Raw genomic sequence first — 11,937 nt, 5'->3', positions numbered from 1 at the left:
TGATAATCATGCACGAGTTTCTCATATTTTTAACTTCATGATCAGATCGTGATTACCTTGAAAAGTTCCCAATAAAATAAAGTCTTTTATTTTCAGTGGTTAAAGTTCGATCCCACCCTTACTTCTCTGTTGGACCTATGCGTCATCTACTGGTATAGCGCTTTCCCTGATTGCTCTAAAACCAATGCTCGAGTTAACGCTATAGAGTGGATGGTAGAAAATACTGAACGTCGCCTTAAACACATTAACCCGCAATCAGAAGACCTTCGACTTATTGAGATGGCACATCAAACATGTTTGCGAATAGAAGAGGAACTTCGCCTTCACTACGGCTTGGCAGCTCCTTCTTTAGGCCGAGTACGCCGAAGACTTAGCCTTTGGGTCGGTGAGATAAGGGAAAGCAATCAACAAGCAAGTACAGTTGAAACTAAAAAGGTGCCAGCTCCTCATGAGTTTACCCTAGAGATATCACCGCCAAAGCAGGAACAATCTAAACCAGAAGAACTTCAGCATTCTCCAAATAATCCTAAGAAATACTTGGTGGCAGCTAGTTTCGCTATGGTTATCGCTATTACCTTATTTTTCTTCTATCCCCACTATCAAAAGAAGCAACTTATAGCGCAGGTGAATCAAGCTTCTATTCCCGAACTTGCAAGTATAGTCGATGAACTTAACTCTCAGAATAATCGGGATACATTGAGCGATTTACGACAACCAACCATCACTAGACTTGATCAACTTATGGATGGATGGACATTAGATCCGGTTAGAGTAAACAATCTAGATAAGCTTGAGCACTTGACGAACCAACTGCTGCTACTTTATCCAGATTCAAATTATGCTTCAAAGCTTCAACAGGACTTTCAACTGAAGAAAGCAAGCTTCGACAAAGAATTCGAAATGATCTATCAAAGATTTTCTATCGCAAGAACAGCTATTGCAAATGCGACTTTACATCAAACAGATAAGAAATCTGTACAGGCTTATAAGTACAGTAACTCTCTGTTTCCTTTATTAGGTCGAATTGAATACTCAGAAAAACACAAACAACAAAAAGATGTAGAGCGTTCTCTTCAATTGCTGAACACCTACTTATACAAAATCAATCAGTTAAAAACTGAATCAAACAACGTACAGTAACAAAAAATAACGGCTTATGTTTCTTAAAAAGATGATGCGAAACCCAATTGCGGTTTCAACCATATTAGCAATTAGTCTCGCGATATTGTTTATCGCGATCTTTTTCTATGCTCAAACGTTTGAGTTGCTTTATTTGTATATAGTATTGGCTGTTATTGCCGTACTCTATGTATCTTTCCTCGCCATTTTGTGGATGAAGAAAAAAAGAGGCTCAGACTCATTAGCATTGGAAACGGAAGAAGATGCGTTATCGATGATAATGCGACCTCTCCTGTCCAAAACAGCGACTAAACCAATTTACCTGATGATCGGCAACAAACAGTCTGGTAGAAGTCAATTTTTGGTTAACTCTGGTGCAATCAAATCTGTTGACCATAGTAAGACAACTAAAAATGACTTTTTCAGCTGGTACGAGTCTGAAAAGGCCGTTTATATAAAACCTAATCCGCGACTGTTGTTTCAAGAAATATCAAGTAATGATGCCGCTTTATGGGAACGTTTCACACGTGAGGTGATCGCACATAGACCGAGAAAACCTTTCGCTGGTTGCATGTTCTTTATTGATTACGAATTTCTCATCGTTTCAGAAACCGAGCAGAAAGAATTTGTTATTACATCATTAACAAAACGCCTCAGTTCTATTGTTGAGCAAACTGCTTCTGCGCTACCAGTTTATATTATGATGGCAAAGTTAGATAAACTTGACGGTTTTAAGGAATATATCCAATTCAGCTCGTTGAAAACACACATTGAATTCCTATCTATTCCTTTAAAAGAAGCGAAAGGCCTAACTTCATCTTACTTTAACGAAAGTTACGCGAATCTGGTTAGTGTCTTAGAAACAAGCGCCCTTGATGCCTCTGCACAAGCCTCAAACATGGATGAAAAGCAAGCCATCATAACGTTTCCTAAACAGTTTGAGCTGTGCCAGTCTCAAGTAAGCTACGTACTTGAAAAACTAAGCGAGGTGAATACTGGAGTATACTCTTTTGACATCCGCGAGATCTTCTTCAACTCGAGCTTACAAGGTGGACGAAAGTACAACTTGCTTGCTAAAAGCTGCAGCAACTACTTTAACCTTCCGATTATTGCATCTGAACATACCCACCTAACTGAAACGCCATACTTCGTTCGCTTTTTAATGGATTCTCAAATCTTGCCCGAAAGCGACTTTGCCGGTGAAAACCAAACTTACCTTCGTCGAATCAGAAAGCAGAGTAATTTAGCAATAATCGCTTCATTGCTATTGCTCGCTGGTAGCGGCTACTATTTTGCTACAACCCTTGATGCAAACCTGAGGGTTATTAATAAACTACTCAACATTGACAATATTCATCAAAATGACCATCAAAGCGACTTTGCAGAGCTTTTAACAAACACCAGTGAATCATTACAACCATTGTATAGTGCATGGTTTGATGGCTCGACTGCGCTCGATAATGAAGCTCTACCACTTAATATCAGTCGCTTAACATCAAGTACAAAAGTCGCTTATGGGGCACTGTTAGATGACTTACATAACAAACTAATTCCAATCATTGAAACAGGCTACCGACTGGAACTGACTCGAAACCAAAACAACTTTAATCGAGCACTGCCACTATTAAAAGCCTACTTAATGCTGAACGACCCATCTAAACGCGATATTCAGTTCTTACGTCATCAAACCCTAACAATGATGGACTCACTTAACGTGAACCCTGAAGTTGTAGAACAAACAATGCGTTATTTAGATACCTACTTTAAAACTGATTTTGCTCCAGTGAACATAAATATGGATATCGTTCGAGCCACAAGACGTTCACTTTTAGCAAACTCAAATGTTGATCTTGTTTACGCAAGCGTTCTCGGCCAAGCTGACTCAACTGGTTTGGGCACACTTGATCTAGAACGTGCCGTAGGGTTTGAATTCAACAATGTATTCAGTGAACCAACTGACAGTAGCCGTTTGGTCATCGGAAAATTGTTCACCTCTTCTGGCTTTAATACTTTCTACAGACCAAGTGTTGACACTATGTCAGAGCAAGTGATCAGTGATAACTGGGTACTTGGTTTAACTAATAACATTGTTCCAACAGAAGAAGAACACGAAACGTTCAAAGACCAAGTCCGTAAAAAATACACTGATGACTACATAAGCTACTGGCGTAATGCATTGAGTGAGCTGAAGGTTAAACGTTATGACAACGTGGGGGATCTCACCAACGCTATTGATTTGATATCTGGCCCATCATCGCCAATGACAACTGTATTAAAACAGGTATATGCGAATACTCAGTTCTCTCCAATTGGTAACCAAAACACTTTAGTATCAAAAGTTAACCCAACGCTCTTAGAAGCCGGTGAAGCTATTGCAGATAAAGTAACCGAGGTAACGAAGCCAGATTACCTTCTGATGACTCGTGTAGAGCAAGCATTTCACCTGCTAAATCAACTGCAGGTCAATGAAACTAATAACTCACCGACACCTTGGGACGAAACGATCGCAGCCCTTAGCCGTGTGCGAACCTATATGAAAGAAATAGCGGATGCTCCAGATCCGCAAATGGCTGCACTAGCCGCTGCGCAACACCGAATGAGTAGCACAGAAGCAGATCCTCTAATTAAGCTAAAACAGATCGCCCAAAAATCACCTGAGCCAGTAAGAAGTTGGCTATTAGGAATGGTGCAACAAAGTTGGTCTGTGATAATCAAGGAATCTTCAAAAGGCATTCAAGCTCAATGGCATAGTGAGGTCTACACCCAATTCCAGCAAATTGGCCTCAATAAGTACCCCTTCGATCTGACATCAGAAGAAGACATTTCGATTGAAGACTTTGAGCGGATTTTTGCAACAGGAGGATTGTTAGATAGTTTTATTCAAAAGAACTTTGCACCGTTTTACGATACGAACCTGTGGATACCGAAGCAGGTAGAGGGAGAAGAACTGTATTTATCTCCAGAACTGCTCGTTCAACTGCGTAACTACAATGTTATTCGAGATACGCTCATCAACAAGAGCACCAACCGCGTCTACATCCCATTTAGTATGAAAGTCATAGACCTAGATTCAAGTGCCATCAGAGCCACTCTTCAGGTCGCGGGCACAGACATTAAATACTATCACGGCCCAAGCCAAATTCGAGATATGGAATGGCCTCCTCAAAATGGGGACTTCAACATAAACATCACTATTCAAGATGTTACAGATGAAGGTAAACAGCATGTGTTAAGTAAAAGTGGTCAATGGGCGATCTATCGCTTACTTGGGGAATCAACACTAACAAACCAACATAATGGTAGTTTTGTTAGTGATACAAAGGTATCTGGGCGAGATTTAAGCCTGAGAGTTACCCCATTAACACCTCGAAATCCCTTTACATTAGCAGAGCTATATAACTTTACTTTACCAAAAACAATCAAATAAAAATAAAACAACGAAATAGGCAAAACCCATGATTTCTAACATGACAGTACAAGGCTTAGACAAACTAGATCGAAAAATACTTTCTAACTTATTGTCAAATGGACGAGAGTCTATTGCCAATCTTTCTCGAAATATTGGTTTATCGCGCACAGCGGTAGCAGAAAGAATTAATCGACTGGAAAAGACGGGAATAATTAAAGGTTATACCGCTCAAATTCGAATTGAGAACGAAGGACGCTCTGCAGCAAGTTACTTACTTATCTCCTGTGAAAAAGGGAAGAAAGACGAAGTAACCAATGCACTTAAAGAGATTCCCGAAGTCCGTTTGACTAGTGTTGTTGGAGGAAACTTTGACATCATTGCTTTGATTGAGGCTCCAGACCTTCAGTCGATACACTACTTGTGCAATGAGATCGAGTCCTTTAGTGGCATCAGAGCACTTGAGACAACGGTTGTACTTCACCAACCAATTAATCGATAGTCCGCAAATACTTAAAAAGCCTCAGCCATTGCTGGCCGAGGCTTTTTAGTAAAAACGTACACAATCAATAATGTATGTAATCAATCGTGTCGGTGTGACCCGCTAAACTTTATATACTACCTATAACTCGTATACTCACATCCCTTTCTGTCGGAGTTCCTAGCCAGCAAGTCTGCCCCAGACTATTCCCTTCCCCATTGCCTAATTTGTTTTCTGGAACAGAATCCAAATTTACCGTAAGTATCAGGTCCCATGACATAGGGTCGCGTAAAATAAAACGCATCAAACCAACGAGTGTCTTATGGAGCTCACTACCATAAGAAAAACGCCTAAACATATCGAAATCGATGTTGTCAATGCACATATTAAACTTACCGTTTAGATCTGGAATACTTTGCCCTAAATGTAAGGTACGGCCCAAATTACAGTTTGAACGATTAAGTTTATTACGTTGACTCGCGGCAATTTTTACACGTCGATAAATCCACTCTTCGATACGAACGTGCGGTAGAGAGAAATAGTGAGAAACAATACCAGAAATAAGTTTTGGTGAGCGTGTCCGTGTCGACAGCTGATTAACATATGAAAGAATCTTAGCTCTATCTAGCTCCGCTGCTTCACAATCTTGCATGACACTCGACAGCCCCGCCAAATGCAATATCCGTCCCGAAAAAGCATCACTTGCGCCGCTTTTATATTGCACATGATATCGGTATTTTTTCCAAACGCGATACAATAAGCTTGTATATCGGTTATGGAAGAAATCGAAGAAATCTTTAACCGGGTTATCATCTGGATCGCGGCCTGCCAGCTTTTCAGTGTAAGAAACAGGCAAAGGTGAACTAGAGCCATGCAAACCAAGAAAATTGGTCTCAATTCGAGAATACTGCTGGCCATTTCTTTCCATGTGAGTAATAAATTCCATATCACTCTTAGGAAAACATAAATTTGGCGAAACACTAAATGCTATACGCTCTTGGTGAAAGTATTTATTCTCCCCCACCGCAACAAAATTAGAATCAGGCTCTAGTTGATAGTATTTCTCAAGCAATAGAACAGCTTGATAAAAGCTGAACTCATTGCTGCTGTCTGTTAATGTCGTAATCATAGGATCGTTTGCTGTCCGATAAGGCTTGCCCAGGTGTATAACTCCCCTGTCGCTTCATCAAATACTTCTAACTCAGTAAAAGAATTCACACTTGAGTACAAACGGATAAACTCATTTAGCACCGTCGCCATAAGATACATATCACCTTCATTAACAAAGAACTTAGAGTTCATAACCAATTTAAACTGATTACCTCTTACCGATACTCCGCGAAACACACGATCAATAGGCTTCATTTCTGAAGAGATAATACCATCTAATCGATGAATCGACGCTCTGTGTGCTTGCCTATCTACTCGTGAGTGGAAATCATAAGTGGACAATAAAACTTTCAAGACGTCGATATTCGCCAATGACAAATAGTTGAGAGACATGTTTGCAATCAATTGCCATTGAAGCTCCCCATTCACTTGTGGGCTAACCGATTGAGTTGGCTTTGTAATATTTCTAAACGTCGCATAGGTCGGAGACTTGTGCGTTGCATACGTGATATCTCCAACGGATAAACGCTCCGCTAAATCAGCGTTGCTACATTGAAGCTTCATTAGCACCGTTTCCGTACCTAAGTCTGCAATGTCACTGTTATGTGTATGGAAAGAAATATATCGCTCAAGACCTCGGCCGTTGACACGTTCGTTGACCTTGGACTTATAAAACTCTCTTTTATCACGTTGGTTGATTTGGTGCTCGAACGATTCGAACTCGATCAACGGCTTACTGCGTCGTTCATCTTTGCTCCAACTCTCAACCTGTTCAATAGAATACACTTCGTAATGCTCTTGAGCATTACTTTGGGGGCGAACTTTATACTCATTCCGACGATGTTCCAATCGTATAGGGTCACCATCTTTTTCAAACAGATTAACAGCCGGGGTACAATGTAAACGGAAGTGTTTATCTTTCAAAACAACCTCCGATGGTAAAGCTCGTTTGAAGAAGAACTTAACCCTTACATTACTACGTTGAGGAATGCCTCTTAGCCAATCTAAACCTTTTAAATCAAAGAACATGAACTTATCAGGTAGAGAGAAAAGCTCTTGCAATAAACGATAGCCTGCGAACGAATTCTTACCGTATGGTAACAAAGCTTCATCTTCTTCATGTCCAACCGGTTTAACATATTCTGGCCCAAGGCGATGCTTATACCCGCCACCAACATCTAATTCGACATAATCCAAATAACGGAATAACCATAAGAATACGGTTCGTGTGATATGTATTTCACCATGAAGATGTATGCGTAACGTATCCAGACCGATGCGCGATAATTCAAGGCCATGTTCTGTCGACAACGTGACATCGATAGTTGAACTTGTACGACTATTCGTTTGCTCGATATTGGTTATCGAAACTGGGTATAGATCAACATCATAGCAAGTACGAAACAAGCACTGCGTCCCTTCTACTTGCTCACTAGCCATCTCAACACCACGTTTCACCACCGTTTTTTCAGTAACACTACCAGTATGAGGCTTAAGTTCTGTGATACACAAAGACGGTACGGATCGCATATAATGGGGCCACAGTAACGTCATGAGAGATTGTGTCAGTTCTGGTAACTCATCATCGATCTTTTCTCGGATGCGTCCCGTTAAAAAGGCAAAACCTTCCAATAATCGCTCGACATCAGGATCGAACGTTCCTTCTGAGAGAAAATGTGTCAACTTCGGATGATATTTGGCAAACTCACTACCTGATTCACGCAAATACGTGAGTTCATCTTGAAAGTATTTACTGTTACTCAAGTGCTACCTACTAAACGTTAAATTGGCCATCTGTGCCCATATAGACATCGATCGACATAGGGACTTTCCCACCGTTGTGAGACACTTCCCCCCGAATACCAAAGCCAAGTTGTAATGGATTATGGTGATCTTCTCGGTACTGCACGTGGACATTGAGTAACCGGGGCTCAAAGCGTTCAATTGTGGCTGTTATATTTTGCTGAATGTGGCGAACCAGGTTCGTGTTATTAGACAGAACATCATTGAAATCTGGCAAACCATATTCGTTATCAATCATAGCATTACCAGAATGCGTATTAAGCAAGTCTGCGAGGTGTGAATGGATAGACTCGATTAAATGCTTGTGAGATACCACTTTTTCGTAACAATTTTTGGGCTCACCCAGTTCAATGCGTTCAAGAAGACGATATCCTTTTTCCATATTCGGTCCTACGAAAAAAGCAGCCAGTATTCACTGACTGCTTAATAGTATTGCAATGTGTTACTGGTCTAACTTACCAACCAGAGACAAGTCAAAACTTGCACCCATGTACTTAAAGTGAGGACGTACTGACATCGATACTTTATACCAACCTGGATCGCCCTCTACGTCTGATACCTCAACTTTCGCAGCTCGGAGTGGACGGCGACCACGTACTTCTGCTGGTGGGTTTTCCTGATCAGATACATATTGACGAATCCACTTGTTCAGCTCGATTTCAAGGTCAGAACGCTCTTTCCATGAACCGATCTGCTCACGCTGAAGTACTTTAATATAGTGAGCTAAGCGGTTAATAATGAACATATAAGGTAACTGAGTGCCTAACTTATAGTTCATCTCTGCTTGTTTACCTTCCGGCGTATTCGCAAACACTTTTGGCTTTTGAATTGAGTTAGCAGAGAAAAACGCTGCATTATCAGAGCCCTTACGCATAGTCAGAGCAATAAAGCCCTCTTCTGCTAATTCATACTCTCGACGGTCAGAAACCAAAATTTCTGTTGGGATTTTCGTTTCGATCTGTCCCATAGATTCAAAGTTGTAGACTGGTAAATCAAACACCGCACCACCGCTTTGAGGGCCAATAATATTTGGACACCAGCGATATTTAGCGAATGACTCACTTATTTTTGAAGCCATTGCGTAGGCAGAGTTACCCCACAAGTAGTGATTGTGGTTATCTGTTACTAATTCATCATAGTCAAATGCTTTGATTGGATTGTCTTCAACAGAATATGGATTACGTAGCATAAAGCGAGACGTACATAGCCCAAGGTAACGTGAATCTTCATGCTCTCGCAAACCACGCCATTTGGTGTATTGGGGGCCTTCAAATACCGATTTAAGATCTTTCAGGTTTGGTAGTTCTTCATACGTGTCAATACCAAAGAACTTCGACGATGCCGAAGTAATAAATGGCGCATGCGACATCGCACCTACGTTTGCCATATACTCCATCAATTTGATATCAGGCGATGATGCAGACAAGTCATAATCACAAATGACAGCACCAACTGGCTTACCACCAAATTGGCCATATTCACGAGTATAGATTTGCTTGTACAAACCTGACTTCACTACTTCAGGCGCATCTTCGAAGTCATCTAGAACTTCATCTTTCTTCGCAGAGATCAACTCAATTTGAATGTTCTCACGGAAGTCCGTGTGATCGACTAAATACTTAAGGCCACGCCAAGTCGATTCGACCGCCTGTACTTCTTCACAGTGAAGAATCGCATCAACTTGTTTAGAAAGCTTCTGGTCAATTTCTGAAATCATAAGATCAATTAAAGATTGATCCACTTTCTCTGTAGTTGAGCTGCTTAGTAGCTCACTGATAAATGCTTCTACGCCACGTTTTGCGACATCAAAACCTTCGTCACTCGGCTTCAAGCGAGTTTCGTTAAGAATGCTATCCAGCAATGAACCGGACTCCGCTAGGGCCGCTTCTTGTTCTGGAGCTTGTGCTTCTGCAGACATGGTATTCCTTACTCTTCTTTAGCGTCTTGTTTATCGCCAATACTTAATTCATCTAAAAGTTTCTTTCTTGCTTCTTCGTCTTGAAGTACAGAAGCAATTTTCTTACGGAACGCAGGGACATTACCTAGAGGCCCTTTCAACGCTACTAATGCTTCACGCAGTTCAAGTAGGCTGTTTAATTCTGGAACGCTCTTAGCAATTGATTCCGGAGTGAAGTCCTTCATATGTTGGAACGTCAGATCCACCCCCATTTGAGCACCTTCTTCATCAGACAGTCGGTTCTCAACATTCACCTTAACGTTTGGAGACATGCCCTCTAACACTTCGTTAAAGTTGTCTTTATCGATATTTACTGGCGTGCGTTCTTCAATCGGTGTTTCATCAGCGCGTGAAGTGAAATCCCCGAGTACCATCATACTTAGCGGCAGTTCTACGTCTTCTTGCGCATCACCAGTTGCTGGAACATAACGGATATTAATTCGCTCTTTAGGAGCCACCGAGCCGTCACGTGACATATTTAGTTCCTTATTTAATTCTTTGATTAGCTAAAAAATGCTTGCCACTCGTCATACTTTTCAGGCAAAAGCTCCTTACTACGAAACAACTGATGAAGTGTTTTTCGAATGAGGCTCTCTAGCTGAGACGATAAGTGGGGTTCCCAAACCGAAAGATTAAATGTTTTTTGTACTTCCCAACCTTTCTCAAGATATGGTAAGCACAAAGAATATAACCCCAAGGATTGGTAAGCTGATATCAATTGTAAATACAGCATGAACTGCCCACGTCCCGAACGATCAAGTTCGAGTTTCTGGGCAAGAACAGCGGCATACTCCCCTAGATTCTCTAAGGTAATATCCTCCATTTTCAGTGAGTCATCTTCGTTGATAACAACCGTCTGAACGACAGATGGCGAACGAGATCCAGTCGTATCTTGCGTTTTTAACCAACGCAAAGTTTCTTCATCTGCAAATGGTATAGAATTCTTAAATAGTAGGTTTTCGATGCCTTCTAATGACTCGACGAAGCGAGATACTTCTTGCTTGACTGCCAAAGCGGCATCAGTGAGGCCGAGATTGTCCAGCATTGAATAGACGTAGTAGTGGCCAGTTAACCAAAAAGGGGCATCCGTGAGCGTGCGCTCTAGTCGCTTTAAAGTGTCGATATCGCTTTCTTGATTTGCTTTATCTCGATACTCTGCTTGCTGATCAACCGAAACAGCTAAACTTAACTCAGTACAGTTACTTTTATGATCTGGTAGGCCGTCAATATCGCACCAAGTAAGATGACGATAAAGTCGATAAGCAAGAGGTTCACTCGGATCAGAGTAAATCATTACTTCGGCCACTTTTTTTAACGTTCGTTTCGATGCCGCGGGAGAAGAAAAGTCGGTATCGACATCAACCTCTTTGATAGTCTTCTTAGAAGGCGCTGTTGGTCTATGCACAACAGGTTCAGTTACCTTTGGGGTCGTATTAGTCGCTTCTGATTTGTCGTCTGCCATAGGTACAGATGAAGATCCTACGGACTCGACGACTTTATCCGCACTTTCAATTTGCCCATCTCCACTCACTTGCTGAGACAACACATTGAGTTGAGTACGAATTTCAAAAAAGTCGGCTTCTGAATCTTGATAAATACTATCAAACTGACGCTGAACTTCTTCAACAGTCGATATACAGCTGGATACCTGTTCCCACGATATTGACTCGCTCATCAATTTGGCACTAACTAACTTAAATTGATCATTAAGCCATTCTACCGCCCCATCACGACCCCGTTTTCTTTTCGGATAAAGCGCGCTACCAAACGTATTTAGTGCCCTATTAAGCAGGATTAACCCCTGCTCAAAGCCAGCAAGTCCATTTTCTTCAGTGAGTGCTCTTGCCAAATAACAAATAGCTTTTAAATCTTTGCTATGATGTTCCAATACTTCGCAAGAAAACGTTTTTACAGTATTCCAATCAACTGTTTCGCCGAACAAAGAGCCAAATTTTTTGACTTCGGCCTCCATCATTTCATAGCAATACTCGTAACGAGCATCTTCACCGACAACTGAATCATTAGAGATTGGTTTGAGCAAAAGTTCGATATCAGTCATAT

9 protein-coding genes are annotated in these 11,937 nt (G+C 41.2%); 3 read left to right on the top strand and 6 right to left on the bottom strand.

The window, feature by feature from the left end; translation table 11 throughout:
• Window positions 1–210 precede the first annotated feature (210 nt).
• Genes MU515_RS12015 through MU515_RS12005 form a run of 3 tightly spaced genes read left to right on the top strand, consistent with a single transcriptional unit; the run spans window position 211 to window position 5,027 of the window.
• Window positions 211–1,140, top strand: a complete 930-nt coding sequence (locus MU515_RS12015) for a type VI secretion protein (RefSeq protein WP_260260666.1) — start codon at window positions 211–213, stop codon at window positions 1,138–1,140.
• Window positions 1,141–1,156: 16 nt separating this feature from the next.
• On the top strand, window positions 1,157–4,546 hold the full coding sequence (gene tssM / locus MU515_RS12010; RefSeq protein ID WP_260260665.1) for a type VI secretion system membrane subunit TssM: 3,390 nt from the start codon (window positions 1,157–1,159) through the stop codon (window positions 4,544–4,546).
• A 28-nt stretch (window positions 4,547–4,574) separates the two neighbouring features.
• Window positions 4,575–5,027: an Lrp/AsnC family transcriptional regulator gene (locus tag MU515_RS12005; protein WP_260260664.1), complete on the top strand. Its 453-nt coding sequence runs from the start codon at window positions 4,575–4,577 to the stop codon at window positions 5,025–5,027.
• 109 nt (window positions 5,028–5,136) lie between these two features.
• Here MU515_RS12005 and tssG read toward each other — a convergent pair whose 3' ends face one another.
• The 6 genes from tssG to tssA are packed head-to-tail and all read right to left on the bottom strand — an operon-like array spanning window position 5,137 to window position 11,935.
• Window positions 5,137–6,135 carry a type VI secretion system baseplate subunit TssG gene (gene tssG, locus MU515_RS12000; RefSeq protein ID WP_260260663.1) on the bottom strand — a complete coding sequence of 333 codons (999 nt, stop codon included), beginning with the start codon at window positions 6,133–6,135 and terminating at the stop codon, window positions 5,137–5,139.
• The gene (tssF, locus tag MU515_RS11995) at window positions 6,132–7,880 is read right to left on the bottom strand and encodes a type VI secretion system baseplate subunit TssF (protein WP_260260662.1); all 1,749 of its coding nucleotides are present in this window, start codon (window positions 7,878–7,880) and stop codon (window positions 6,132–6,134) included. The genes tssG and tssF overlap by 4 nt, the downstream gene beginning before the upstream one ends.
• Before the next feature lie 10 nt (window positions 7,881–7,890).
• On the bottom strand, window positions 7,891–8,301 hold the full coding sequence (tssE, locus tag MU515_RS11990; RefSeq protein ID WP_260260661.1) for a type VI secretion system baseplate subunit TssE: 411 nt from the start codon (window positions 8,299–8,301) through the stop codon (window positions 7,891–7,893).
• Window positions 8,302–8,361: 60 nt separating this feature from the next.
• Window positions 8,362–9,837, bottom strand: coding sequence for a type VI secretion system contractile sheath large subunit (tssC, locus tag MU515_RS11985; RefSeq protein WP_260260660.1), 1,476 nt, complete (start codon window positions 9,835–9,837; stop codon window positions 8,362–8,364).
• Window positions 9,838–9,845: 8 nt separating this feature from the next.
• Complete coding sequence (gene tssB / locus MU515_RS11980) at window positions 9,846–10,352, bottom strand: type VI secretion system contractile sheath small subunit (RefSeq protein WP_260260659.1); 507 nt, start codon at window positions 10,350–10,352, stop codon at window positions 9,846–9,848.
• Window positions 10,353–10,378: 26 nt separating this feature from the next.
• On the bottom strand, window positions 10,379–11,935 hold the full coding sequence (tssA, locus tag MU515_RS11975) for a type VI secretion system protein TssA (RefSeq protein WP_260260658.1): 1,557 nt from the start codon (window positions 11,933–11,935) through the stop codon (window positions 10,379–10,381).
• Window positions 11,936–11,937 lie beyond the last annotated feature (2 nt).

It is taken from the genome of Vibrio intestinalis, assembly GCF_025195085.2.
Lineage (GTDB): Bacteria > Pseudomonadota > Gammaproteobacteria > Enterobacterales > Vibrionaceae > Vibrio > Vibrio intestinalis.
Note: the sequence above shows the minus strand (reverse complement) of the source record. Positions and strands in the feature narration are given on the sequence as shown.